At 70.1% G+C, this 25205-nt stretch carries 18 protein-coding genes and 2 pseudogenes; 11 read left to right on the top strand and 9 right to left on the bottom strand.

The window, feature by feature from the left end:
* Nucleotides 1–319: 319 nt before the first annotated feature.
* The gene (locus ACWD12_RS40150) at nucleotides 320–844 is read left to right on the top strand and encodes a hypothetical protein (protein WP_450103807.1); all 525 of its coding nucleotides are present in this window, start codon (nucleotides 320–322) and stop codon (nucleotides 842–844) included.
* Between the two features lie 104 nt (nucleotides 845–948).
* Here the strand turns inward: ACWD12_RS40150 and ACWD12_RS40145 are convergent, their stop codons facing one another.
* Nucleotides 949–1680, bottom strand: a complete 732-nt coding sequence (locus tag ACWD12_RS40145) for a hypothetical protein (protein WP_450103806.1) — start codon at nucleotides 1678–1680, stop codon at nucleotides 949–951.
* A 333-nt stretch (nucleotides 1681–2013) separates the two neighbouring features.
* Nucleotides 2014–2976 (bottom strand): annotated as a pseudogene (locus ACWD12_RS40140) (integrase core domain-containing protein).
* A 335-nt stretch (nucleotides 2977–3311) separates the two neighbouring features.
* Between ACWD12_RS40140 and ACWD12_RS40135 the strand changes: the two are divergent.
* The 8 genes from ACWD12_RS40135 (at nucleotide 3312) to ACWD12_RS40100 (ending at nucleotide 13095) form a co-directional block, all read left to right on the top strand.
* The gene (locus ACWD12_RS40135) at nucleotides 3312–4937 is read left to right on the top strand and encodes an AMP-binding protein (protein WP_450103805.1); all 1626 of its coding nucleotides are present in this window, start codon (nucleotides 3312–3314) and stop codon (nucleotides 4935–4937) included.
* A 74-nt stretch (nucleotides 4938–5011) separates the two neighbouring features.
* Entirely contained in the window at nucleotides 5012–5434 is a 423-nt protein-coding gene (locus ACWD12_RS40130) for an acyl-CoA thioesterase (protein WP_450103804.1), read from the top strand.
* A gap of 94 nt (nucleotides 5435–5528) precedes the next feature.
* On the top strand, nucleotides 5529–7952 hold the full coding sequence (locus ACWD12_RS40125) for an oxidoreductase (protein WP_450103803.1): 2424 nt from the start codon (nucleotides 5529–5531) through the stop codon (nucleotides 7950–7952).
* A 51-nt stretch (nucleotides 7953–8003) separates the two neighbouring features.
* Nucleotides 8004–9122 carry a carbon-nitrogen hydrolase family protein gene (locus tag ACWD12_RS40120; protein ID WP_450103802.1) on the top strand — a complete coding sequence of 373 codons (1119 nt, stop codon included), beginning with the start codon at nucleotides 8004–8006 and terminating at the stop codon, nucleotides 9120–9122.
* Complete coding sequence (locus tag ACWD12_RS40115) at nucleotides 9119–10231, top strand: cupin domain-containing protein (protein WP_450103801.1); 1113 nt, start codon at nucleotides 9119–9121, stop codon at nucleotides 10229–10231. Before ACWD12_RS40120 ends, ACWD12_RS40115 begins: the two co-directional genes overlap by 4 nt.
* Before the next feature lie 224 nt (nucleotides 10232–10455).
* A complete protein-coding gene (locus tag ACWD12_RS40110) occupies nucleotides 10456–11349 on the top strand; it encodes a fumarylacetoacetate hydrolase family protein (RefSeq protein WP_450103800.1) in 894 nt (297 codons plus the stop codon).
* A gap of 137 nt (nucleotides 11350–11486) precedes the next feature.
* Nucleotides 11487–12197 (top strand): maleate cis-trans isomerase family protein, encoded by a 711-nt coding sequence (locus ACWD12_RS40105; RefSeq protein WP_450103808.1) that lies wholly within the window; start codon nucleotides 11487–11489, stop codon nucleotides 12195–12197.
* A gap of 64 nt (nucleotides 12198–12261) precedes the next feature.
* Complete coding sequence (locus ACWD12_RS40100; RefSeq protein WP_450103799.1) at nucleotides 12262–13095, top strand: PaaX family transcriptional regulator; 834 nt, start codon at nucleotides 12262–12264, stop codon at nucleotides 13093–13095.
* A gap of 470 nt (nucleotides 13096–13565) precedes the next feature.
* On the opposite strand, the gene ACWD12_RS40095 is transcribed toward ACWD12_RS40100, so the two are convergent.
* Nucleotides 13566–15149 carry a carboxylesterase/lipase family protein gene (locus ACWD12_RS40095; RefSeq protein ID WP_450103798.1) on the bottom strand — a complete coding sequence of 528 codons (1584 nt, stop codon included), beginning with the start codon at nucleotides 15147–15149 and terminating at the stop codon, nucleotides 13566–13568.
* Nucleotides 15150–15183: 34 nt separating this feature from the next.
* The gene (locus tag ACWD12_RS40090) at nucleotides 15184–16695 is read right to left on the bottom strand and encodes a carboxylesterase/lipase family protein (RefSeq protein WP_450103797.1); all 1512 of its coding nucleotides are present in this window, start codon (nucleotides 16693–16695) and stop codon (nucleotides 15184–15186) included.
* A 336-nt stretch (nucleotides 16696–17031) separates the two neighbouring features.
* Here ACWD12_RS40090 and ACWD12_RS40085 point away from each other — a divergent pair, with 336 nt between their 5' ends.
* Nucleotides 17032–18204 (top strand): ROK family transcriptional regulator, encoded by a 1173-nt coding sequence (locus tag ACWD12_RS40085; protein ID WP_450103796.1) that lies wholly within the window; start codon nucleotides 17032–17034, stop codon nucleotides 18202–18204.
* 32 nt (nucleotides 18205–18236) lie between these two features.
* On the opposite strand, the gene ACWD12_RS40080 is transcribed toward ACWD12_RS40085, so the two are convergent.
* The 5 genes from ACWD12_RS40080 to ACWD12_RS40060 are packed head-to-tail and all read right to left on the bottom strand — an operon-like array spanning nucleotide 18237 to nucleotide 23610.
* The gene (locus ACWD12_RS40080) at nucleotides 18237–19238 is read right to left on the bottom strand and encodes an ABC transporter ATP-binding protein (protein WP_450103795.1); all 1002 of its coding nucleotides are present in this window, start codon (nucleotides 19236–19238) and stop codon (nucleotides 18237–18239) included.
* Nucleotides 19235–20335, bottom strand: coding sequence for an ABC transporter ATP-binding protein (locus tag ACWD12_RS40075; RefSeq protein WP_450103794.1), 1101 nt, complete (start codon nucleotides 20333–20335; stop codon nucleotides 19235–19237). The genes ACWD12_RS40080 and ACWD12_RS40075 overlap by 4 nt, the downstream gene beginning before the upstream one ends.
* Nucleotides 20332–21255: an ABC transporter permease gene (locus ACWD12_RS40070; protein WP_450103793.1), complete on the bottom strand. Its 924-nt coding sequence runs from the start codon at nucleotides 21253–21255 to the stop codon at nucleotides 20332–20334. Before ACWD12_RS40070 ends, ACWD12_RS40075 begins: the two co-directional genes overlap by 4 nt.
* Nucleotides 21245–22195 (bottom strand): ABC transporter permease, encoded by a 951-nt coding sequence (locus ACWD12_RS40065; protein WP_450103792.1) that lies wholly within the window; start codon nucleotides 22193–22195, stop codon nucleotides 21245–21247. Before ACWD12_RS40065 ends, ACWD12_RS40070 begins: the two co-directional genes overlap by 11 nt.
* The gene (locus tag ACWD12_RS40060; protein WP_450103791.1) at nucleotides 22192–23610 is read right to left on the bottom strand and encodes an ABC transporter substrate-binding protein; all 1419 of its coding nucleotides are present in this window, start codon (nucleotides 23608–23610) and stop codon (nucleotides 22192–22194) included. Before ACWD12_RS40060 ends, ACWD12_RS40065 begins: the two co-directional genes overlap by 4 nt.
* A 1224-nt stretch (nucleotides 23611–24834) precedes the next feature.
* On the opposite strand from ACWD12_RS40060, the pseudogene ACWD12_RS40055 reads away from it, so the two are divergent.
* Nucleotides 24835–24939: pseudogene (locus tag ACWD12_RS40055) on the top strand (IS481 family transposase); the annotation flags it as partial.
* Nucleotides 24940–25205: the final 266 nt, after the last annotated feature.

The raw sequence follows: 25205 nt of genomic DNA, 5'->3' as shown, positions 1-25205 counted from the left end.
GGTGTGCGGGCCCGACAACGAAGGTGGGCGGTGAGCGGGGCCGCCTCTCGGCGGAAGGCTCACCGGGGCTCCAGCCAGACGGTATTCCTCGGCGGGTCACCCGAACGTGGCTTGCGCGGTCGGCGCCGTTATGGGGCTGTCTGTCAGCCGGGCGGCCCCGGAACAGGCGACCTATCCAGCGTGGGACGTCGCCTGATCGCACATAGGCACCGGAAGGCGCGGCCCCTTGGTGGCCGCCAAATCGATTGCCAGTTTCCGGACTTGCCCTGCAACTCTGCGGCCTGGGCTGCGGCGGACTGCTTGCTGCAAACTGTTGCCCATGGTGAGCAAGGTCGGCCTCGTGCGGGCAGTCGCGCGCGAACTGCGGATGCGACGCTTCATGGGGCCCCTGCCGTTCGACCTGGACCAGTGGATGCGGCAGGCCCCGGAGTCTGACCTGCCCAGGCCCCGCCGGGAGGGCGGCGGCAGGGTTTATCACTTCGAGGTGGGCGCAGTCGATGGCTACACCAGCGTGTCTTTTGCTCTGGGGTGCAGCAGCAACCGAACGCCGTACCTGTTCTTCTCGGGTGGACACCGTTTCGCCACCGTGGAGGAGTGGCGGGCTTTGGTCACCCACATCAATAGGTTCGCCGAGAGGTCGGTCTTCCTACCAAGGAGGTACGTCTGGCTACGCGGCTATAGGCATCTGGCCCGCCGGGCTGACGACGAGTACTGCATCAACCTGTACGAGACCATCAAGAAGGCCGACCCGGAACACACCCGGGGAACCCCTCTGTCTTCCAGGCCCGGGATGGCCCAGTTGGCCGCCAGAGCCGAGACGGCACGGCGTCGACATCGTCGATAGTGGTCCTACCGACCGCGTGCGGCTGTACCGACCTGCGTCATCCGGTTGCGGCGTGGCCCCTTCTTGCTCGTGACCGGTCCCTTGACGGCGGCGACGTGGACCGCCTAGGAGAACTGCACGCCGAAGCGGCCGAGTACGACAGGCTGGTCCAGCCAGCGCGGCCCGGCGGGGCCGAGGTCGAGGTACTGGCAGTGGTAGCCGCTGACACGGTCGAGTTCGACGCTGGTGACGTGCGGGATGTCGTCGCAACGCAGTTGCGGGGACTTGCTGTTGAACTGCGACCAGAAGGCGCCGTACACCGCTTCGCGGACCAGCGGCCCGGTCTTGGGTGTGAGGCTCTGGAACGAGACGGTGAGCATGTTCGCGCCCGTCACCTCCACCGGCCACCTCACCTCGACGCCCTCGTACATGACCAGGCACACCGTGATGCGGTCACGCTGCGCGGTGATCTCGCCCTCACACCGGGCGTCGAGGGCGCCGGGGGCCCCGGCCATGCCCAGGGTCTGCGCGCGCAGGTCGTACAGGACCTGCTCGGTGAGCGAGGCTTCGGTCCCGGGCGGCGGCGGGAGGGTCAGCTTGAGTTTCTCCTCGTCGTCCACGTACCGGGGTTCGGGTCCGGTGATCGGGATGGCGAGGGGTGTTCCCTGGGTGGGGCGCGGCCCTGCGGTGGACCCGCCGGGGCCCGCGCCGGAGGCGGAAAAGGTGGCGCTGGGGGCGCTGTCCCGTCCGCCGCCGGTGCCGCAGGCCGTCGACGCAAGCAGGCCCGCGAGGCTCAGGACAACGGAGGCAACCGCCCGTATGCATCGATCGGCCATGCCGACAGTCGGCTGAAGCACAGTTCGGAGCCTAAGGCATCTGCTCAAACTCCCGGCCGGTCGACGGGAGTTTGAACGCGCGCTGCGCGTGATCCGGCGTGTTCGGAGCCGTGCCGTTCCTCGCCCGGATCGCCGCGACCGGCCCGCCCGGCGCACGGGGCGATGCGCTGCTGCTGACCCGATTGGCCGCCACGGCCTGGACTGATCGCTGCGCATTCGGGTGGGTGATTGCGGGGTGTGTGCGCTGGGCAGGCCCTTGATCGCCGGGCGCAGAGGTCCCGGCGGGCGCCTTGCGGGGCGCCCGTGGCGTGAGTGAAGGGGACCTGTGGGTGCCGAAAACCCCATCCGCGCAGGTCAAGCCGCATGCTGGTATTCGTGGATGGTGCCGCCGAGTCGGTCGTGTCGGCGTATGCGCAGCCGCTTCAGTTGGTCAGCATCGCGGATCGGCTCGGGTAGTGCGCATAGCGGCGCCGCCTGTTGGAGACTCCGGTGCGGTCGATACCGGTTGTAGTGCTGCTCGAATTGGCGCAGCGCATAGAGCAGATGTCGCTGGTTCCAGATCAGGGTTCGGTCGAGGAGTTCGTGGCGGCAGGTGCGGATCCACCGCTCCATGACCGCGTTCACACGGGGTATTTGGACGCCCGTGAGGATGATACGGATGCCGGCATCGGCGAGGATCGCGTCGAACAGTGCCGGGAATTTAGCGTCCCGGTCGCGGATGAGGAACACCGCCTTGGTGCCGGCGTCGTCGAGGTCCATGGCGAGGTTCCGGGCGGCCTGGGTGACCCGCGCGGCCGTCGGGTGGGGTGTGGCTCCGAGGACGTGGATGCGGCGGGTGGCGTGTTCGATCACGGCGAGGATGTACTGGCGCTGCCCGGTCAGGGTGACGGTCTCGAGGAAGTCGCACGCCAGGATCGCCTCGGCTTGGGAGCGCAGGAAGTCGGCCCAGGTGGCGGCTCCGCGTTGGGGTGCGGGGTCGATGCCCTCGGTCTTGAGGATCTCCCAGACGGTGGAGGCGGCGACGGGGATGCCGAGGAGGGCGAGTTCGCCGTGGATGCGGCGCTAGCCCCAGGTCGGGTTCTCTCGGGCGAGCCGCAGCACGAGGACGCGGATGGAGTGGACGGTGCGCGGCCGTCCGGGGCGCTTTCGTTGCGACGCCTCCGCGTGTCGGCGGCGTACCAGGTCGCGGTGCCAGCGCAGGACGGTGTCGGGATGCACGGTCAGCCGCAGCCGACGGAGCACGCCGCGCGGCAGCGGGTGCAGCAGCGCCGCGAGCAGGGCCCGGCCGGGCACGGTGAACCTGGTGGTGCGGATCATCCGGGGTAACACCATGCAGAAATGGCATCGCGCTTCAATGACGGACGTAAACTCTGGGCCATGGCCGCCATGGATGCCGCGCGGCCGGGTTGGCATCGGAACGGCTCCTTGTCGCAGGCTCGTTCGAGTCGGGGCCTGGGGCGGAGTGTTGCGTCGGTGTCCGTCTCGGCGTCGAGGTCGCACCTGCTCGCCGGCCTGGTCGGAGGCGCGGTCGTGGTGCCCCTGCCGGCGGAGAAGGCTCTGGTTGCACGGCTATATCGCGATCTATTGACTGGCGTCAGGAATAGGGGATACTTGCCCCACGACTCCGCTGCCACCAGGACGAGGTGCCGCTCATGGAGCTGTCTCCTTCCGCCCACGTCGACACGTTCTGCCGTGATCGACTCCCACCGTTCGAGCAGTGGCCCGAGCTGCTGTTCGACCTTCCCGGGCTGGCCTACCCGGCCCGACTCAACTGTGCGGTCGTGCTCCTCGACGACGTGATCGAGGAGTTCGGCCCAGACCGCCGGTGCCTTGTGACGGCCGACGAGACGTGGTCGTACGCCGACCTGCAGCACCGCGCCCGGCAGGTGGCGCAGGTCCTCGTGGACGACTTCGGCCTTGTGCCCGGCAACCGGGTGCTCCTGCGTGGCCCGAACAACCCCTGGCTGGTGGCCTGTTGGTTCGGTGTACTGCGTGCGGGCGGTGTGGTGGTGACCACCATGCCGCTGCTCCGCGCGCACGAGCTCGAGACGCTGTGCGAGATCAGCGCGCCGAGCCTTGCGTTGTGCGACCACAGGTTCCTCGGCGAGCTGGCCACCGGCGTGCCCGACTTGGCGACCGTGCCGTACGGCGGCGAGTCCGCGGACGATCTGGTGGCCCGCTGCGACGCCAAGAGCGGAGTGTTCGCTGCGGTCGATACGGCCGTCGATGACGTGGCGCTGATCGCGTTCACGTCCGGGACGACCGGGCGTCCCAAGGCGACGATGCACTTCCACCGCGATGTGCTGGCGAACGCCGACACCTTCTCCCGGCACGTGATCAAGCCGGAACCGGGCGACCTCTTCACCGGCACTCCGCCCCTCGGTTTCACCTTCGGGCTCGGCGGACTGGTCGTCTTCCCGCTGCGAGTGGGCGCGGCGACGCTGCTGGTGGAGCAGGCCTCGCCGCCGCAACTGGCGGAACTGGTCAAGACGTTCGGCGTCACCGTGCTGTTCACCGCGCCGACCGCGTACCGCGCGATCCTCGGTGCGGGGCTCGCCGAGGGCATGACCTCGCTGCGCAGGTGCATCTCTGCGGGGGAGGCGCTGCCGGCCGACGTGTGGCACCGCTTCCACGACGCGACCGGCATCCGCATCATCGACGGCATCGGCGCCACCGAGATGCTCCACGTCTTCATCTCCGCCGCCGACGACGACATCCGCCCCGGGGCGACCGGCCGTGCCGTCCCCGGCTACCGGGCCGACGTCCTGACGTCGGACGGCATCTCCGCACCCGACGGGGAACCGGGTGTGCTGGCCGTCAAGGGGCCGACCGGGTGCCGGTATCTGGACGATCCGCGGCAGCTCACGTACGTCCAAGGCGGCTGGAACCTGACCGGCGACACCTACATCCGGGACGCCGACGGTTACTTCTGGTACCAGGCGCGCAGCGACGACATGATCATCTCGTCCGGCTACAACATCGCCGGGCCCGAGGTCGAACTCGCCCTGCTCGCGCACCCCGACGTCGAGGAATGCGGCGTCGCCGGTGCCCCGGACCCCGCCCGCGGGATGATCGTGAAGGCCTTCGTCGTGCTCCGGGCCGGGGTGGAGCCCGGAGAGGCGACCGCCAAATCGCTTCAGGAGTTCGTGAAGGCGACGATCGCGCCCTACAAGTACCCCCGCGCCGTCGAGTTCGTCGACGCGTTGCCGCGTACCGGCAACGGCAAGCTGCTGCGCGCGGAACTCCGCTCCTGGGCACGCGGCGACGGAGCCCGCTGACCGGAGCGGTCCGGCCGCCCGCGTCGGAGCACGTCACGCGGGGCTCACCCCGACCATCGAACGAAGGACCCCGCATGGAGAGCACGTCCCCGGCCAGCGTCGTCATCGAGCGCCGCGTCGAGTGGGTCGACACCGACGCCGCCGGGCATCACCATCACTCGGCCGTCCTGCGCTGGGCGGAGGCGGCGGAGACGGTGCTGCTGCGCCGCCTGGGCCTGGAGGAGTTGTACGGCTCCATCCCGCGCGTGCATTACGAGGCCGACTACCGGGCCCGCCTGTGGTTCGGCGAGACGGTGCGCGTCGAGCTGCGCGTCGACAAGGTCGGCACCACGTCCCTGCACTACGTCTTCGAGGTGTACGGCCGCGAGGGGCTGGCGGCGGCGGGGCGCATGTCGATCGCCCGCGCCGCCGCGGACTCCCCGACCGCTGCGCCGTGGAGCGAAGCCCAGTCGGCGCTGTTCGCCGGCGCGGGGCCGCAGGAGCCGGAGCGCTTGTAGTGGCGATCACCCGCACGGTATATAGCGTTGTGTTGACGTTCGCAAAGTGAACGACATAGACTCCTGGTGGAGCCAGGAACATCAGGAGGATTGAGTGCGAATCGCTGTGATCGGAGGAGGGCCCGGAGGGCTGTATCTCGCGGCGCTCGTCAAGCAACTGTCGCCCTCATGGGACATCACGGTGTGGGAGCGCAACGCCCCGGACGACACCTTCGGCTTCGGCGTGGTGTTCTCCGACGAGACACTCGACGGCATCGCCCAGGCCGATCCCGTGGTCTACGCCGCGATGTCCGCCGAGTTCGCCCGCTGGACCGACATCGACGTCCGCTACGGCGGCCGCACGCTCACCTCCGGCGGACACGGCTTCGCCGCCCTCGGCCGCAAGCGCCTCCTGCAGATCCTCCAGGGCCGCTGCGCGGAGCTGGACGTCGACGTGCGCTACCGCACCGAGGCGCCGGACGTCCGCGAACTGGCCGCCGAATACGACCTGGTGGTGGCAGCAGACGGCGTGCGCTCGGCGGTGCGAGAGCAGTTCGCGGACCACTTCGCCACCGACCTCGACGAGCGCCACTGCCGCTACATGTGGCTCGCGACGGACAAGGTGCTGGAGGCCTTCACCTTCGTCGTCGACACGCACGACTTCGGCGCGCTCCAGGTGCACGCCTACCCGTTCGACGCCACCCGCAGCACCGTGATCGTCGAGATGCCGGAGGCCAGTTGGCGTGCCGCGGGCTTCGCGGACGCGGCGTCCCGCGAGCTGCCGCGCGGCGCGAGCGACGAGGCGAGCGTCAGGCGCTGCGAGGAACTGCTCGCCGACCACCTCGACGGCCACCGCCTGTTCGCGAACAACTCCCGATGGATCCGCTTCACGACGGTCCGCAACAAGACCTGGCGGCACGGCAACATCGTGCTGCTCGGCGACGCGGCGCACACCGCGCACTTCTCCATCGGGTCGGGCACCAAGCTCGCGATGGAGGACGCCCTCGCGCTGGCCGCCTGCCTGCACGAGAACTCCGGGATCCACCAGGCGCTGGCCGCCTACGAAGCCGAGCGGCGCCCCGTCGTCGAGTCCACGCAACGCGCCGCACAGGCCAGCCTGGAGTGGTTCGAGGACATCGGGCGGTACACCGGCCAGGCCCCCGAGCAGTTCGCCTTCAACCTGCTCACGCGAAGCCGCCGCGTCACCTACGAGAACCTCCGCTCGCGGGACGCCGCCTTCGTCGAAGTGTCCGACGCCTGGTTCGCCGACAGCGACCCCGGCGCGGGTGCGGGCGCAGGCGCGGTCGAGGCACGCGGCGACCAGGCCTACGTACCACCGATGTTCCGGCCCTACCGGCTGGGACCGGTCGACCTCGCCAATCGCGTCGTCGTGCCGCCGATGACCACCGGCACCGCCGTGCAGGGGGTACCGGGAGCCTTCGACCAGGCGCACCTCACGGCACTCGCATTCGGCGGCGCCGGGGTGGTCTTCGCCGGCATGACCGCGGTCGGCCCCGAAGGGCGGCCCGGCCTCGGCAGCCCCGGTATGTACGACGACCGGCAGGAGTCCGCCTGGCGCGGCATCACGAGCACGGTCCGCGAGGTCGCCCCGGCCGCGCTCGGGATCCAGCTGACGCACGCGGGGCGCCGCGCCGCGCGCACCGAGCCCGGGCCGGACGGCCGCTCACGCCCGCTGGGCGCGGCAGACCAATGGCCGGTGATGTCCGCGTCGGCGATCGCATGGGACGACGAAAGCCTCGAGCCGTACGAGGCAGGCCGGGACGACCTCGCGCTTGTCGCCGAGCAGTTCGCCCAGGCCGCCGCGCGGGCCGATCGGGTCGGCTTCGACGTCCTCGAACTGCAATATGGCCACGGCCACTTGATCTCCTCGTTCCTCTCCCCGCTGACCAACAAGCGCACCGACGAGTACGGCGGCGACCTCGCCGGCCGCCTGCGCTTCCCGCTCGAAGTCCTGGCCGCGGTCCGCACCGTGTGGCCGCGCACCAAGGCGCTCGTCGTGCGGATCTCGGCGTACGACTGGGCGGACGGCGGCACCAGTGGCGACGATGCAGTGGCGATCGCCCGTGCACTTGTCGCGGCAGGCGCTGACGCCATCGACGTCTCCACCGGGGAAGTGGTCGCCCACGAGCAACCCGCCTACGGCCGCAGCTACCAGACGCCGTTCGCCGACCTGATCCGCAACGCGACAGGGGTCCCGGTGATCGCGGTCGGCGGCATCTCGACGTACGACGACGTCAACTCGATCCTGCTGGCCGGACGCGCCGACCTGTGCGCCGTCGGGCGCGCTCACCTGCACGACCCCATGTGGACCCTGCATGCCGCGGCCGCGCAGGACTACCGCGGCCCGGGGACGGCATGGCCGGCCCCGTGGCAGGCCGGGAGCGGCAAGCCTCCGGGGGCGCGCAGCGACCGCGTCGCCCCGCGCCTGCACCTGTTGCGGCGGCCAGCCGAGGAGACGCACCAGCGCTGGCGTCCGGCCGCGGCGCCGCGGCTCAGCGTCGTCACCGGCGGGGCATAGGACTACGCCGCAACCGGGCTCCCACGGGCCCGCGAAACCGAGGAGGCACAGATGGACAGCCTGCTGGAGCACCAGCGCGACGATCTGCCGCGCTTCACCGCCGCCGCGGTCCAGGCCGCGCCGGTCTTCCTGGATCCGGCCGCGACCGTCGACAAGGCGGTCTCGCTGATCCGGGAGGCGGCGGGGAACGGTGCGTCGCTGATCGTGTTCCCGGAGGTGTTCGTGCCCGGGTACCCGTACTGGAACTGGACGATGAACCCGGTGCAGGGCTCGCCGTGGTTCGAGAAGCTGTACCGCGCGTCCGTCGACATCCCCGGGCCGCACATCGACCGGCTCCGTGCGGCGGCCCGCGACGCCGGGGCGGTCGTCGTCATCGGCGTCAACGAACGCGGCGCGCACAGCGTCGGCGAGCTCTACAACACGATGGTCACCATCGGCGCCGACGGGGAACTCCTCGGCGTGCACCGCAAGCTCGTACCCACCTGGGCCGAGAAGCTGACCTGGACCGGCGGCGACGCGAGTTCGCTCAAGGTGCACGCCACCCCGGTCGGCCCGCTGGGAGTGCTCGCCTGCGGCGAGAACACCAACACGCTGGCCCGCTTCACCCTCCTCGCGCAGGGCGAACTCGTGCACGCGGCAAGCTACATCGCCCTGCCCGTCGCACCCGCCGACTACGACATGGCCGAGGCGATCGCGCTCCGCACCGCGGCGCACTGCTTCGAGGGCAAGGTCTTCTCGGTCGTCTCGTGCTCGACGATCTCCGACCGCATCGTCGACGAGGTGGCGGGCGACGACGCGACGGTACGCGAGCAACTGCGCCGCAAGCGCAGCGCGTTGTCCGGCATCTTCGGCCCCGACGGCCGCCCGGTGACCGAACCCCTCATCGACGACGAGGGAATCGTCTACGCCGAGATCGACCTCAACCGGTGCATCCAGCCCAAGCAGATGCACGACATCCTCGGCCACTACAACCGCTTCGACATCTTCAGCCTGCACGTCGACGACCGCCCGCGAGGACCGGTGAGGTTCTCCTCCGCCCAGGAGGCGACGGCCGAAGACGCGGATCAGGAGCGGTTCAGCCCGTACGCAGGGCTGGCACAGGCGGCGCACCCGCCGCGGACCAGACAGCCCAGGCAGCCCACACGGCATGAGCCGGAGGAGGAGTCGTGACAACCCAGGACGACAGCATGCTAGGTCGCGCGCGCGTGTCGGACACCCCCGAACTCGAGGCGTACTACGGTGAACTCGCCGAGCTGGAGGCGGGTGCACTGTGGACCGTCGCCAACAAGATCGAGCCCTGGTACCCCCAGCCGCAGTCCGTTCCGGTGCACTGGAGCTACAGCCAGCTGCGCCCACTCGTCCGCAAGGCCCTGGACCTGGTCAAGGCCGACGACGCCGGACGCCGTGTCGTCATGCTGGTCAATCCGGGGCGACGTGACGTCTCCGCGGCGGTCGGCCTGCTCTACACCGGCCTGCAGATCATGGGGCCGGGCGAGTCGATGACCGCGCACCGCCACCAGGCGTCCGCGCTGCGCTTCGTCCACGAGGGCACCGGTGCCTGGACCATCGTCGACGGCGAGAAGCTCCGCGTCGGGCCCGGCGACTTCGCGATCACCCCGAACGGCACCTGGCACGAGCACGGCAACGAGGGCACCGAGGAACCCGTCATCTGGCAGGACGGCCTGGACATCCCGCTCGTCAACGCCCTCGACGCCGGGTTCTACGAGGTGCACCCCGACCTGTACCAGCAGGCGCGGCCCGTGGCGAACGAATCGGTGCTCACCTACGGTGGCAACCTGCTGCCGTACGGCGCCGAGAAGTGGACGCGGCCGTACTCGCCGCTGCTCGCGTGGCCGTGGGAGCCGACGTACCAAGCATTGCGCAACCTCGCCAAGACCGGCGCGGACTCGCCGTACGACGGCGTGATCATGGAGTACACCAACCCGGTCACCGGAGGCTCCGTGATGCCCACGATGGGCGCGCACATGCAGCTGCTGCGTCCGGGGCAGGCCACCAAGGCGCACCGCCACACCGGTTCGGTCGTCTACACGGCCGCCAAGGGACGCGGCGTCTCCGTCGTCGCGGGGCAGCGCTTCGAGTGGACCAAGGGCGACATCTTCTGCGTGCCCTCATGGGCCTGGCACGAGCACGCGAACCTCGACCAGTCCGACGACGCCTGCCTGTTCTCCTTCAATGACTTCCCCGTCATGCGCTCACTCGGCTTCTGGCGTGAGGAAGCCCTGACCGACAACGACGGCCACCAGGTGGCCGCGTCCTAGACCGGTGCCACCGAGGATGACGCGCATCTCGACGGGCGGGCTGGGCGCGTGCCCGCCGCGATGTGCGCTCGGTGGCACCGACCCACCGCCGGGGCCCTGTCGGGTGTCGCGCCGCACGCCCCGGCCGGAGGTCGGCGGTCACCGCCGAGTCGACCGCCGACCTCCACCATTGCCGACCTCCACCGCCCCTGCACCCCCTGTTCCCCCACGATCAAGGAAGCGCCATGCGTCTTGTCACCTTCACTCCCGACGGTTCCGCCCCTCGGCTGGGTGCTCAAATCGGCGACCGTGTCGTCGATATCGCGGCTCTCGGCACCGACGCGCCCGCCGATCTCCTGGCTCTGATCCAGGCAGGCTCTCAGGCGCAGACCGAGGTTGCCGCTCTCTTGGCCGGTGACGCGGAAGCGTGGCCCGCCGAGGCCGTGCACGACCTGGCCGCGGTGACGCTGCTGGCGCCGCTGCGCCCCGGCAAGGTGATCGGTGTCGGCCTCAACTACGTCGAGCACGTGGAGGAGTCCAGCCGCAGCCTCGACACCGCAAAGGAACTCCCGGACCGTCCGGTCCTGTTCAGCAAGCCGTCGACCGCGGTCACCGGACCCGGCCACCCGATCCTGCACAACGGCGACCTCACCCGGCAGCTGGACTGGGAGTGTGAACTTGCCGTCGTCATCGGGACCAAGGCGTTCCGGGTGAGCGAAGAGGATGCCTGGGACCACATCTTCGGCTACAGCATCGTCAACGACATCAGCGCCCGCGACCAGCGACGCTCCGGGCAGTGGTTCTTCTCGAAGGGCCAGGACTCCTACTGCCCCTTCGGCCCTGCCGTCGTGACCGCCGACGAGATCGAGGACCCCCTCAACCTGGACCTGCACCTCGCCGTCAACGGGCACACCAAGCAGAAGGGCAACACGCGCGACATGCTCTTCCGGATCCCCCGGCTAATCGCCGACATCAGTTCCGGCGTCACCCTCGAACCCGGCGACGTGATCGCCACCGGCTCGCCGTCCGGCGTCGGCGCGGGCATGAACCCCCCGGAGTTCCTCCGGCCCGGCGATGTCGTCGAGGCCACCATCCAGGGCATCGGGACCCTGTCCAACCCGGTCGTCGACGCCCGCTGACGCGCCCCTGGGCGGTCGACCGAACCCGTCCGACGGGCCCGTCGGACGGCCGCGCCGTCATCCACCCGTGAGAGAGGCCCTCCGTGACCCAGCGCACCTACCGCATCGGCCAGATCGTGCCGAGCTCGAACATCACCATGGAAACTGAGGTCCCGGCGATCCTGCGGGCCCGTGAAGCCGTCGCGGACGAACGGTTCACGTTCCACTCGTCCCGCATACGCATGACCCACGTGACCCCCGAGCAGCTCAAGGCGATGGACGCCGACTCCGACCGCTGCGCGGTCGAACTGTCCGACGCGCGGGTTGACGTACTGGGGTACGCCTGCCTGGTGGCGATCATGAGCATGGGGCTCGGCTACCACCGCGTGTCGGAGGAACGCCTGCACGCCCGTACCGCCGAGAACGATGCGCCCGCCCCGGTGGTCACCAGCGCCGGGGCACTGGTCCACGGCCTTCACACGCTCGGCGCGAAGAAGGTCGCCCTGGTGGCTCCGTACATGCAGCCGCTGACCCGCACCGTCGTGGACTACATCAAGCACGAGGGCATCGACGTCGTCGACTACACCGCCTTGGAGATCCCGAACAACCTGGACGTCGCCGCCCACGACCCCGCCCGACTGCCCGGCATTGCGAGCGGGCTCGACTACGGCGACGCCGACGTGGTGGTCCTGTCGGCGTGCGTGCAGATGCCGTCGTTGGCCGCGATCGAGGAGGCCGAGCAGAAACTCGGCAAGCCCGTCGTGTCCGCCGCGGTGTGCACCGTCCACCAGATGCTCCGCGCCCTCGGCCTGCCCGCCGTCGCGCCGGGAGCCGGCCACCTGCTCTCCGGCGCCTACGCCGAGGCGTAACACCGGCCGACCAGGGGCCACCCCCTGTTTGTAGGATCGCGACCGTACCCGAGGGAAGGCGATCATGGCAGACACGGCGATTCGCCCCAGCTCGCTCATCAACACCATCTACGGCGCGTTCATCCGCCGCCTCGGCGGTTGGGTGTCCATCGCCGACCTGATCCGGTTGATGGCCGAGTTGGACGTCGACGCGCCCGCCGTGCGCTCGGCGATCAGCCGCCTGAAGAAGCGCGGCACCCTCGTCCAGGAGCGGCAGACCGGCATCGGTTACCGGCTCAGCCCTCCTATGGGATCGATCTTCGACGAGGGCGACCGCCGCATCTTCGGCCACCTGGAACCCGCCGCCCTGGACGACGGATGGGTGGTCGCGGTGTTCTCCGTCCCCGAGTCGGAGCGTGCCCACCGCCATCAACTGCGGGCGCGACTGACCTGGCTCGGGTTCGGCAACGTCTCGCCGGGCGTCTGGATCGCACCCGGGCGCCTCCTCGACGACGCCCGCACCACCCTTGCACGTGTCGGGCTCAGCGGTTACGTGCACCTGTTCTCCGCCGACTACGAGGCGTACTCCGACCTCGGCCGGGCGGTCAGCCACTGGTGGGACTTCGCCGCGATCGAGAAGCAGTACGCGGCGTTCACCGCTACCCACGAACCGGCGCTTCGCCGTCTGCGGCGCGGATCGGATCTCGCTCCCGACGACGCGTTCCGCACCTACGTGCCGATGCTCACCGAGTGGCGCAGGCTTCCCTACCTCGACCCCGGGCTGCCGTCCGAGCTTCTGCCCGACGACTGGAACGCGGTCGAGGCCCGGCGGGTCTTCCTCGATCTGCACGACGTCCTCGCCGAGCCCAGCCGCCGCCACGTCAGGCACATCACCGGACTGTCCGACGTGGACCGCTGAATCCTTGCCACGGCCCTGATCGCCCGACGGCTGCGTCGTCGAGACGCGGGGCGAGTGCGTGGATGTGCGGCGACTCGAGGTGTAGGTCGTGATCGTTGCCGAGACCGTCCGCCCAGGCCTCGCCGCCGCCGAGAAGCGCGGCCCCAGCCGCGCGATCGGGGAACGGGCATGGGCACGAGTCGCACCGCTTGCGGTTGCCCGCGCTGGTTGTACGCGACATGGCACACGCCGCCGCAGCCTTCCGCGAGCACGTCCTGTCCGTACATGCAGCCAGTCACCCGTGTAGCAGGACACCCGGGGGCCGTTGCCGCCGTGGTCCGGGTAGCTCAGCTCCAAGCGCCGGTGCGGCTACGTCGCGTGGGGGCGGGCACAGGGGCTGACACTACGTCGGAGCACGCGCAGGCAGAGACGGGACTTGGCCGTGAAACCGCCCGACAGAGCCCGACCGGAAGCTACTCCTGGGGCGATCGTCAGCCTATGTCCCGCTGTTTGACCGAGGACCAGATGCGGCGTGACGCGGCGAGCGGGTCGGCGGCCACGGTCGGCACGGTGTCCCAGATGCGGGTCAGCGCGTCGCTGCCGGCGAACCGGGGCCAGCCGGGGTCACCGTGGGTGGCGAAGGACGTCCAGGAGGCGCGCAGGCGCCGGGACAGTTCGAGGAAGTCTGCCGGTGGCGGCTTGCCGCCGAACAGGAACTTGGCCATCTCGCCTTGCGCGTGCCCGAATGTGGCCGGGATGTCGATGGTGTGGACCGCGCCCATGACCCCTCCCATGACCGGGCTCGGCCAGGCGAACTCGTACAGGAACGCCCGTCCGCCTGCTGCCGCGTGGGCTTCGGCCAGCCAGGTCGCGGGCATGCGGAAGAGCGCGTCGGAGTACATCGCCGTGTACAGTTCGCCGTCCGTCGCTCCGGGATGCGCCGCCCGGTAGTGAGCCGGGGCGGTGGCTTCCAGACCCAACACCCTTGCGGTGTGGTCGAGTGCGATCGACCGCCGGACAGGGCGCGGCTGCTTGGGCGCGGACCGGTCGCGTCGGGGCCTGCTGCGGGCCATCGCCAGCATCATCGGCGCGGACTTGATCATGCCCAGCACCGTGGGCTTGACAGCCCCGTGCTGGAGCGACCAGAGCGTGAACTCGTCGCGGGTGTAGCCGGAGATCAGATCGATGTCGCGGGCCACCCCGGAATCGAGCGCGAGCCACGGCAGGTCGACAACGGAGATCCCGTCGATGGTGGGGGAGAAGGCGGTGATCGCTTCGGGGGTGGTCCAGCTGGTGGGATCGGCCGCCATGGACGCCAGCGGCACGTCCTGCACGGCGAGGAGCCGTTCGGGCGTGACGCTCGCGAGGTCTTCGGGTGCGACGCCCACCGCGTCGCAGATCAGTACGGAGATCCGCCGTGCCTCGTCCTCGGGGAGGAAGCGGCCGGCCATGCTCTGCACGATGGCCCGGTGGAAGAGGCCGCGGGCGTGGGGCGCGCTCATGAGGGCGGCGACGGACGCGCCGCCGCCCGACTCTCCGAAGATGGTCACGTTGTCCGGGTCGCCGCCGAACCGGGCGATGTTCTCCTGGACCCAGCTCAGCGCCGCGGCCTGGTCGAGGAACCCGCGGTTCGCCGGTGCGCCGGGCACGTGTGCGAAGCCCTCGAAGCCCACGCGGTAGTTGAACGTCACCAGGACCACGCCATCGGCGGCAAGCACCGCGCCGTCGTGGGTGGGATCGGCGGAACTGCCGCTCTTCCACCCGCCCCCGTAGATCCACACCATCACCGGCAGCCGGTCGCCCGCACCGCCTGGAGTCCACACGTTGACGGTCAGACAGTCCATGCCGTCCGCAGGGGACCACACCGACGGCCGCCCCGGGACCAGGGGCAGTTGCGGGGGCGCCACGCCGAAGCTGCGCGCCGGGCGTACCCCGTCCCATTTCGCGGCGGGAGCGGGCGCCTGGAAGCGCAGGGGGCCCTCGGGCGGCGCGGCGAACGGGATGCCCTTGAAGACGGTGAGCCCGCCCTCTCGAACGCCTTCGACCCGCCCGCCGGTCGTTTGGACGATGGTCATGGTGCTCCTCCGGAAGACAGGGGACCGAGGGGTTCTACAGGGTGCGCCAGTGACGGACCGGGTCGCCGACCGCGGCAGTGACGGTGTCGAAGCGCATCGTGGTGCGCATGGGGGCGGTATAGGGCTCCCATGTGGGCAGACCGGGGTGGTTGGGGTCGCCGGTCCGGACGAACGCGATCCAGGCGCGGTGCATGGCGCTGCCGAGTCCGTTCAGCACCGCCGGGGCGATCCCGGCCGTGACGGGCGCGTGCGCCCAGCGCTCCGCGTTGTGGAAGGTGAACGGCAGTTCCAGGCAGTGGGTGGCGCCGAGCCGCCCGTCGTGGGCCGGGGCGGCGTAGTCGAACTGGTAGGCCCACACGGGGTTCCGGGAGTTCGCGCGCGCCTCGGCCAGCGCGACGCAGGGCAGTCGGAACAGTTCGTCGGACGCGAAGTCGGTGAGGATGTCACGCGGCGACGCGCCGGGCCGCGCCGCCGCGTAGGCGTCGAACGCGGACTGCGCGCGGGCTCCGAACGTGTCCTGCATGCGGGCCTCGACCTGCTCGCGAGTGGTGTCGGCGTACTGGTCGTCGAGGGCGAAGGAGAAGCTCGCCTCCAACCCCGTCCAGCCGACGATGACCTCTTTGTCGCCCGCCGCCCCTTGCAGGAGGGCTTCGAGTGGGTGGGTCGGGAGCGTCTCGCCGTCGAGGACGGGGAGGAACGGCACCGCCCAGTGGCCCCACGCGCGTGCCCCCATGAACATGCCGACCGTCGCTTCTACGAGCTTCTCCCAGGGCGACTCCCGCAGTTCCGCGGCGGTGGACACTCCGGCGGCGACCTTGAACGCCTCGGTCCGCTCCAGCGAGGCGGCGGGGTTGGGCAGTTGCAGGCCGAACGGCGGGCTTTGCAAGATGGCGCGCCGAAACAGTCCGCGCCCCTCAGGGTGTACCGCCAAGGCGGCGGTGGAGAATGCTCCGCCGGACTGGCCGGCGACCGTGACCTGCTCCGGATCGCCGCCGAAGGCGGCGATGTTCTCGCGTACCCACCGCAGGGCGGCGAGTTGGTCGGTCAGCCAGAAGTTGCCGGATGTCGAGCCGTCTTCGTCGCCCAGGTACAGGTAGCCCAGCGGCCCGATGCGGTAGGTGACCGTGACGACGACCAGGTCACCGTTGCGGGCGAACGTGTCGCCCGCGTAGATCGGCAGCGATCCGGACCCGCTGACGAACCCGCCGCCGTGGATCCACACCAGCACGGGGCGACGGGCGTGGTCGGGCGCCGGCGTCCACACGTTCACGGTGAGGCAGTCCTCGTCGAACGGTGGGAAGCCGTGTCCGCCCAGGATCGGATCCGGCCCCATGAACGGCTGGGGGGCGCCAGGCGCCGGTGCGGTGGCCTCGCGGACCCCCGACCAAGCTTCGAAGGGGACTGCGGGCCGCCAGCGCAGCGCGTCGACGGGAGGTTCGGCATACGGGACGCCGCGGAACACCGCGATCCCGTCCTCCCAGGACCCGCGCAGCGTTCCGTTCGCTGTGTCCACGACCGGGGCGGTGGAAGCGTTGGCATCGGCCATGGCGGGGTTCCTTTCCGACGACGGCCCGTGAGCAGCGGCGACAAGGACGTCGTGTCGTTCCGGGGCCGACTGGGTTTCCGGGCTGTGTGCCGAGTGAATTCCCCTACATCTATCGTGTTTTTTTGTCTGCCGACAAGCGGGCGGACTGAATTGTGACCGCGGGGAATTGGATTCAATCAGTGAATTCATTCGTTGAAGTGATGGGGTGCCATTTCTTCGGTGCGCGCGCGGGATTCCCGCGTCGACCGGAACGCCGCCGGAGCTACTGCATTCAGCAGGTGACGGCTGGGTCGGCGTCCTTGACATGGTCGGTTCGCGCTGACGAGCATGTGGGGCATGAACGCCCGCGGCACCCCGCAGCAGGAACAGCGCGAGGGAAACCTCCGGCTGCTGATGGATTGCCTGGCACGGGGTCCGATGCCGCAGGTGGAATTGGCGGCGGCGTCCGGGCTGTCAGAGGCGACCGTGTCAAACCTGGTGAGGGTCCTGGTGGATCGGTCCCTCGTCGCCTCCGAGGCAGGGGTGCGCAACGGCCGCCGTACCAAGGTCCTGAGCCTGCGCGGCCGACGCGCCCTGTGGTACATGGGTGTCGAGCTCGCGCGCACGCACGTCCGGGGAACGGCCTGGTCGATGACGGGTGTTCATGCGGACCGCGACACGGTGTTGCCCAGCCCCTACTCCTACTCGCAGGCCATCGACGCGGTCGTCGAGCTGGTGAGTGCGTTCGGCAGCGACGGTCTGGCCACCGCCGACCTGGCAGGTGTGGTAGTCGCGGTCCCCGGGCTCGTGCGAACCGTCGGCCCGGCGCCCGCGACGGCGCTGCTCGGCGAGGGCTACCACCAGATCATGGGCTGGGGCAGCGTCCCACTGCGTCAGGACCTGTCCGTCGTTCTCGGTGTCGACGTGGCGGTCGAGAACGACTGCAACGTCGCCGCGCTGGCGGAGATGGACGCGGGCGCCGCCCGCCCGTACCGGCACTTCATGTACCTTCTGGCCCACGCCTATGTCGGCGGCGGCCTGATTCTGGACGGGCGCATCTACCGCGGCGGAGGCGGCGTGGCGGGGGAGTTCGGGCACGCGGTGGCCGAGCCGGGAGGTAAGCCGTGCTGGTGCGGCGGGCGTGGCTGCCTGGAGACGCTGGCGGGTGAGGCCGCGCTTGTGGAGGCTGCGGGCGGCGGCGAGGCCGGGCGGCCAGTCGACGTCCACCAGGTGGTCGCCGCGGCCGTGGCGGGCGACGCGCGATGCCGCGCCGCGGTCGCGTCCGCGGGCGCGGCGATCGGCGCGGTGGTGGGCGCGGTCGCCACCCCCCTGGATCTGGAGTGCGTGGTGGTCGGCGGCCCGTTGGCGGCGGCGGGCAGACTGCTGACGGACGCGATCCGTGCCCGACTGACGTTGTACGTGGGGCAGTTGCATCCCTCCGCCCTGCCTGTGCTGACGGCGGAACTGGGGGCGGAGGCGTCAGCGCTGGGGGCCGCGCTGGCGGCGTACCGGGCAGGCGCCCCGGGCTGAGGAGCATGTAGCGGCGCGCCTCCGCGGTGGTTCTACACGTCGGCGGTGGGGAAGTGGCAGGCAACCCGGTGCCCGGGGCGGACTTCGACGACGTCGGGGGCCTGGGTGGCACACACGCGCTGAGCGAGGGGGCAGCGCGTGCGGAAGCGGCAGCCGCTGGGTGGTGTCACCGGAGAGGGAAGGTCTCCGCTGAGCGGTGCCTGGTCGCCGCGCCGATGCGACTGGCCGGGCACCGATGCGAGGAGCGCGCGGGTATAGGGGTGTGCGGGGCGCTCGAACAGCTCGTCGACCGGGGCGTCTTCGCACAGGGTGCCCAGGTACATCACGGCCACCCGGTCGGACAGTTGCCGAACGACGGCGAGGTCGTGCGAGATGAACAGCATCGCGAGGCGCTGGCCCTCGCGGATGTCCATCAGGAGGTTGAGGACCTGGGCCTGGATGGACACGTCGAGAGCGGAGACGACTTCGTCGCACAGCAGCAGGTCGGGAAGGCACGCCAGAGCTCGGGCGATGCTGACGCGCTGGCACTGTCCGCCGGACATCTCGTGGGGCCGACGTTCCAGCATTGTGCGGTGCAGGCCGACCATGTCGGCGAGTTCCCGTACACGCTCGTCGACGACGCCCGCTTCACGCTCTCCGGTGAGGATCAGCGGTGTGGCGATGATGTCGCGGACGGTGCGCCGGGGGTTGAGCGAGGCGATGGGGTCCTGGAAGACCATGCCGACCCGGCGACGGTACGGCTTGAGCGCGCGACCGCGGTGCCGCGACACCTCTTGCCCGTCGAAGACGATGCTGCCGGAGGCGTTGTCCTCCAGCCGTGCGACGGCGCGGGCCACGGTGGACTTGCCGCAGCCGGACTCGCCCACCAGCCCGAGGGTTTCGCCCACCCCGACCGTGAGGTCGACACCGGCGACCGCCTCGAACGGCCGGCCGGCGTTGCGGTAGCGCACCCGCAGGTCCCGCACCTGGAGCAGCGGCTTTTCGGGGCGCGGCGTGGTGATGCCGGTCCCCGGACGGGGCGTCGGATCGCTCATGTGCGGCTCGTTTCCTGATGCGCCGAGACGGCGTCCTTCGGCTGGACCGCGCCTGTTCCCGGCAGCGGCACGGGGTTCCAGCAGGCGGCTTCGTGGGTGCTTGAGGGCACGGTTGCCAGGGGCGGTACCTCGGACCGGCAGCGGTCCTGGACGCGAGGGCAGCGGTCCGCGAACGCGCATCCGTCGGGCAGCGTGGTCAGGTCCGGTGGCTGTCCGCCGATGGCGGCGAGGCGCTGCCCGCGTACGCCGTGCAGCGTGGGTGCCGCGTCCAGCAGCACGCGGGTGTACGGCATACGGGGGCCGGCGAGCACGCTCCCGGTGCGGCCCCGCTCGGCTTGCCGCCCCGCGTACATCACCATGACATCGTCCGAGTGGTCGGCGACCACGCCGAGGTCGTGGCTGATGAGGATGACCGCCATGTCCCGTTCGGCGCGCAGCCGGTCGAGCAGTCTGAGGATCTGGGCCTGCACCGTGACGTCGAGGGCGGTGGTGGGTTCGTCGGCAATGAGCAGCTCGGGGTCGCAGCTCAGGGCGAGGGCGATCATGACGCGTTGCCGCATGCCTCCGGAGAGCTGGACCGGATACTGGTCGGCACGCCGAGCCGGGTCGGGGATGCCGACGGAGTCCAGCAGCTCCACGGCGCGGGCCCGGGCCTGCCTGCGGCCCATCCCGAGGTGGCGTCCCAGAGGCAGCGCGATCTGGCGCCAGATCGGCATGACCGGGTTGAGCGCGGTCATCGGGTCCTGGAAGACCATGCCGATGCGGCGTCCGCGCATGTCGCGCATCGCGCGCTCGTCCAGTGCAGGCAGGTCGACGCCGTCGAAGTACGCGCTACCGCCGCGGTGCGCGATCGCCGTGTCGGGGAGCAGGCCGAGCAGGCTGCGGCACAGCACACTCTTGCCGGATCCCGACTCGCCGACGATGGCCAGGGTCCGTCCGCGTGCGACGGAGAATCCCACATCGTCGACGGCTTTGACGGTGCCGCGAGGTGAATGCAGGTGCACGGCGTACTCATGCAGCCGCAGCAGCGGCGTCGGAGGGGATGCCGTGACCGCAGGGGTTGTGCGGGTGGCGTCGGGTGTTGGTGAGTGGTTCACAACATCGCTCCGCGCATGTCCAGCCTGGCCGAGAGGCGGTCGCCCACGACGTTGGCGCACAGGACGACCAGGACCAGGACGATGGTGGGGGTCAACGTGACCATGGGGTGCTCGGCGAGGACCTGGCGGCCCTCGGCGATCATGCCGCCCCACGTGGGGTCGGGTGGCGGGACGCTTACGCCGAGGAAGCCGAGACCGCCCTCGACCATGACGCCGATGCCGAACATGGTGACGGCGTACGTGACGACGCCGGTGAGGACGTTGGGCAGGATCTCGCGGAGCATCAGCCGCGGTGTCGACATGCCCATGGCCCGGCAGGCGAGCACGAACTCGCGCTGGGACAGGCTGAGGACCGGCGCGCGGACGATGCGGACGAAGCCTGGGACGAACAACAGGCCGATCACCAGCGTGACCGAGGTGGTCGACGGGCCGACCGCGCCGATCACCGCAAGCGCGAAGATCATGGCGGGGAACGCGAGTAGGACGTCGGTCAGCCGCATGATGACGGCGGGCAGCCAGCCGCGGGTCAGCCCTGCCGCCATGCCGAGCAGCGTGCCGACCACGGCGCCGATCAGTGTCGCGCCCGCGCCGACCACCAGGCTGACGCGGGCGCCGTGCAAGATGCGCGAGAAGGTGTCGCGGCCCAGCGCGTCGGTGCCGAACCAGTGCTCGCCGCTGACGCCCGCCGCGAGTGCGTCGGTGTCGCTGTGCGTCGGGTCGTCCAAGGGCAGGAACGGGGCCAGCAGCGCGGCCAGGCAGAGGGCCGCGAGGAACCCGATCGCCAGCCAGACACCGATCCCCAGCCGGTGCGCGCGCCGCGCGGGCGACACCGGCGCCGCGCCGCGGGGTGTTCCGAGGCCGGCGTCTGCGGGGGCGGGCGGCACCGTGGGGCCGGAGGCGAGGTTCGTGTCAGCGGGCATGGCGGATCCTCGGGTCGAGCACGCCGTAGAGCACGTCGACGGCGAGGTTGACGAGCACGTACACGGCGGCGATGAGCAGCACGGTGCCTTGGAGGATGGTGAAGTCCTTGGTCTGTACGGCGCCCAGCGCGTAGGTCCCAAGGCCCGGGATGGCGAACAGTTGCTCGACGATGACCGCGCCGCCGACGAGGAATCCGAAGTTCAGGCCCACCAGCGTCACCAGGGGCAGCAGCGAGGGGCGCAGCGTGTGCCGGAACAGCACCTGCCGAGGCGTGAGTCCCTGGGCGCGCGCCGCCAGGACGTAGTCCTGCTGGAGGGTCTCCAGCACGCCCGCGCGCAGTACCCGGTAGTAGACCGCGGCGAGACCGAGTGCCAGCGTGATCGCCGGCAGCAGAAGGGTGCGGAAGGTCTGCGCCGGGTCCTGGTCGAGCGGTACGTACCCGGTTGCCGGGAGGGCGCCGAGTTGCACGGCGAAGACGTAGATGAGCAGGACGGCCAGGGCGAACTGCGGGGTGGCCAGCAGGAGGAACGAGCCGCCGTTGGCGGCCTTGTCCGGCGCTTTGCCCCGCCGGTACGCCGCCCACACCGCCAGCGGCACCGCGGCAGCCAGGGCGAGAACTTCCGCCATCACCACCAGCAGCAGGGAGGGGACTGCTCGGTCGGCGAGCGCATCGGAGACGTTCTGGCCGTTGAGCGCGGAGGTTCCGAAGTCGCCGTGCAGGACGCCGCTGAACCAGGTCCAGAACTGTTCGACGGCGGGCTGGTCCGCCCCGGTCTTGTGATTGAACTCGGCGATTTGCTCGGGAGTCGCCGAGTCTCCCAGGACCGCGGTGGCCAGTTCGCCCGGCAGGATGCGACCCAGGGCGAACGTGGCGACGGCGACCGACACCAGCACGATCAGCGCCTGTCCCGTACGCGCCAGGAAGAAGCGTGTGTTCACCGGGTCACCCACACGTCGCCGAGGACGAACGCGTCGACTCCGTAGGCGTCGGCGGCCGGCAGGTGAATCTTGGGCCCGGCCACGAACATCCCGGTCTTGCGGACCACGGGGATGCTGGGGATGTCGTTCGAGGCGTTGGTGAGGATCTGACGAGCGAGGGGGAGCGCCGCGTTGCCGTCGGGCGCCGCCCCGAGCTGCGCGAACAGTTCGTCGTTCTGCTTGTTCACGTACCCGCCGAGGTTGCGGCGGCCGGCGCTGGCGAACGCCACCTCGAGGCCGTCGACTGTGGTTGTCGCGATGAAGGCGGGGGAGAAGCTGACGTCGTAGTTGCGCTGCAGGACGTCCTGCATGATCCCGACGGCGGTGTTGGTCCTGATCGTCGACTCGATCCCGACAGCCTTCCACTGCTGCTGGATCAGCTGCGTCGCGGCGACGTAGTTGGAGCCCTGCAAGGTGTTCAGCTCGACCCTGACCGGCTTGCCGTACTCCGCGAGGAGCTGCTTCGCCCGCTCGGGGTTGTATTCCGGGACGCCGATGCCCTGCTGCTCCGGGTCGTTCTCCGCGAGGTAGGCGGTGGTGGGCTTGGTGTCGCCGTTGTAGGCGACCTTGTTCACCGCGTTGCGGTCGATGGCCATGCTGAGTGCCTGGCGTACCCGGACATCGTCCAGGCCCGGCCGGGTCATGTTCATGATGATGCCGTCGGGGCTCAGGCCTTCGTTCAACTGCACTTGCAGGCCCGCGGATTTGGCCTGCTTGGCCTGGTTGGGCTGCGAGGCGACCATCATGTCGATCGTCCCGGACTGCACGGACTGGACCGCGGTCTGGGTGTCGAGCATGACCTTGAGCACGACCTTGTCCGGATACGTGCGGCTCGCCAGCCACGAGGTCTCGTTCCGCACCAGGGTGACGTGGTCGCCGGGCACGATTTCGGCGACCTTGAACGCGCCGGTGCCCACCGGGTTGCGCCCGAAGGCGTCGCCGGCGGCCTTCTTCGCGGCCGGCGACGGGATCAGGCCGGCGATGCCGGTCAGGCCGACCTCGGGGAACTGGGCCCACGGGGCGCCGAGCGTGAACACCGCGGTGTGCGCGTCCTTGGCGGTGACCGAGACCACCTGGCTCACCAGGCGCGGGGCGCAACCCAGGCAGGTCTTCTTGTCCTTGATCTCCTGGTAATGCGCGACGACGGCGGCTGCGTCGAAGTCCGTGCCGTCCGAGAACTTCACGCCGTCCCGCAGCTGCACCGTAAAGGTCTTGTTGGCGTCCGAGGCAACAGCGCCGAGCGCCAGCTGCGGAACGAGGCGCCCGTCCTTGTCCAGGCCGAACAGCGGATCCATGACGCCGCGCGCGGCCGTGTAGTCCATCGCGCTCGCGAAATTCGGCGCAACCGGGTCCAAGGTCTGCACATCGAACGGCATGCCGACCTGGAGTGTGCCTCCGCGCCGTGGATCCCCGCCCGGCGCGGCCCCTCCTCCGCCGTTCCCCCCGCCGCAGGAAGCCAGCAACGCCACCGAGGCCACCACCGCCAGCGGGAGACCACCGCGACGGCTTCCGAACAAAGGATGGATCCGCATCATGTCCTCGCAACGGGTAAGGAAGGGCGACTCTGGCGACGCCTCTACGGCCTGCGTGGTGAGAATCTGCGGCGCTGGGATTCCAGTCGCCGGCAATGTTGTCCCCGTCGAATTCCGCCCCCGATAAGCCAGCACGATATTGCGCCAAACTATCTGTCGTCAATGACGTGACATAAAAGAGATGTGCCGGAGAAGCCATTCCTTGAAGGTGTGAATTCAAGGAATGAAGGAATGCCGACTCGGCCTCCTCGGAAGGGCCGACGGCCTTGATCCCGGGCTGGGACAGCTCCAGTAGGACGGTGCAGATCCGTGTTGAACGTCAGGTCGAAGGTGCACAGCGGATCCCGCGTAGCCGTGCCATGCGTTCCGCGCCCGTTGCGTTACGGGCGCACCGTGGCCCACCCGTGTGTGCCAGCCGGTTCGGTGTTCCATCCGTTGCTCGGCCCGACCTGCCTGAGCAACAGGGGTGGCTCGGGTGGCCGGGGACTGACAGTGGTGCATGCAGTGCTCACCTGGCTCACGGCGCAGAGACAGCCCACCGAACTACAGCACAGCCAAATGACTGCCACACTCGCCAACAGCACGCAGAACCACTGACGATCTCGTCGCGCGGCAGGGACCGGAGTGATTTGCGTCCATGGCCGGGTGGATCGGCCAGTGGGTGGGTGACCGGTCCCCGTACGCTTGGTGCTGATCGTCAGCATCCTGTTCGGGACCTGAACGACGGCGCCCGTAGTGACAGCTACCTGAGGGCTTGCGGTGTGGCAAGGAGTGCAGCCCGGCACTGGTTCGCCGCCGGGGGTGGGCTTCACGCGTGTCCGGTCGAAGTCCGGAGGGGAGGCAGGAGCCGCCCTCCGGCAGCAACGAGCTTCTGACATCCACGGCCGCAACCCGGCGTCCGGCACTGACCCTCACCGCTCCTCAAAGCCTGGCGCGGGGCACCTGCGCGTCGCCGAGTCGGCTAGATGTATTGATCACGAGCGTTGTTGACGGTCGTGGGTCTTGATCATGACGAAGACCTCCGGTGTGGTGGAGGTGTCTAGGCTTCACCGCACAACGGAGGTCTTCGTGTCCCACCGTAATGCCCGGCTGACCGTGCACGGCAGGCGGATGTTGGTCGAACGTGTCGCGTCGGCCCGCGCCTTGCGAGCGCACGCACCACGGCCCGCGGGCTAACCGACGGGACTTTGAAGACACTCCCTAGGGCTGCACCCGCCCCCCGTCGACGGCGGGGGAGAACGCGGTGTTCGCCTCCGGGTGGTCGACGCCGCGAGAGCGGGGCGGGGCGCGGGGCCGCGATCGGGACACCCCGCGCGGCAAGGAGCGATTCCGGGTGGTCCGTCGCTAAGGGTTGTCCCGTAAATGATCTCCGTTGTCGGAGTGTGGCGGCTTGATTCGCCGGTCATCCGGCGAGGGTGAGGTTGTGCAGGCGGGCGATG

It is taken from the genome of Streptodolium elevatio, from assembly GCF_053592165.1.
The sequence above is the reverse complement of the archived record's forward strand: the minus strand, read 5'-3'. Positions and strand labels throughout refer to the sequence as shown.

Excerpts from the sequence above, each read along its gene's own strand:
- ACWD12_RS40150 (WP_450103807.1), top strand. The coding sequence starts at position 320 with ATGGTGAGCAAGGTCGGCCTCGTGCGGGCAGTCGCGCGCGAACTGCGG.
- ACWD12_RS40135 (WP_450103805.1), top strand. The coding sequence starts at position 3,312 with ATGGAGCTGTCTCCTTCCGCCCACGTCGACACGTTCTGCCGTGATCGA.
- ACWD12_RS40130 (WP_450103804.1), top strand. The coding sequence starts at position 5,012 with ATGGAGAGCACGTCCCCGGCCAGCGTCGTCATCGAGCGCCGCGTCGAG.
- ACWD12_RS40120 (WP_450103802.1), top strand. The coding sequence starts at position 8,004 with ATGGACAGCCTGCTGGAGCACCAGCGCGACGATCTGCCGCGCTTCACC.
- ACWD12_RS40110 (WP_450103800.1), top strand. The coding sequence starts at position 10,456 with ATGCGTCTTGTCACCTTCACTCCCGACGGTTCCGCCCCTCGGCTGGGT.
- ACWD12_RS40105 (WP_450103808.1), top strand. The coding sequence starts at position 11,487 with ATGGAAACTGAGGTCCCGGCGATCCTGCGGGCCCGTGAAGCCGTCGCG.
- ACWD12_RS40100 (WP_450103799.1), top strand. The coding sequence starts at position 12,262 with ATGGCAGACACGGCGATTCGCCCCAGCTCGCTCATCAACACCATCTAC.
- ACWD12_RS40095 (WP_450103798.1), bottom strand. The coding sequence starts at position 15,149 with ATGACCATCGTCCAAACGACCGGCGGGCGGGTCGAAGGCGTTCGAGAG.
- ACWD12_RS40090 (WP_450103797.1), bottom strand. The coding sequence starts at position 16,695 with ATGGCCGATGCCAACGCTTCCACCGCCCCGGTCGTGGACACAGCGAAC.
- ACWD12_RS40085 (WP_450103796.1), top strand. The coding sequence starts at position 17,032 with ATGAACGCCCGCGGCACCCCGCAGCAGGAACAGCGCGAGGGAAACCTC.
- ACWD12_RS40080 (WP_450103795.1), bottom strand. The coding sequence starts at position 19,238 with ATGAGCGATCCGACGCCCCGTCCGGGGACCGGCATCACCACGCCGCGC.
- ACWD12_RS40070 (WP_450103793.1), bottom strand. The coding sequence starts at position 21,255 with ATGCCCGCTGACACGAACCTCGCCTCCGGCCCCACGGTGCCGCCCGCC.
- ACWD12_RS40060 (WP_450103791.1), bottom strand. The coding sequence starts at position 23,610 with ATGCCGTTCGATGTGCAGACCTTGGACCCGGTTGCGCCGAATTTCGCG.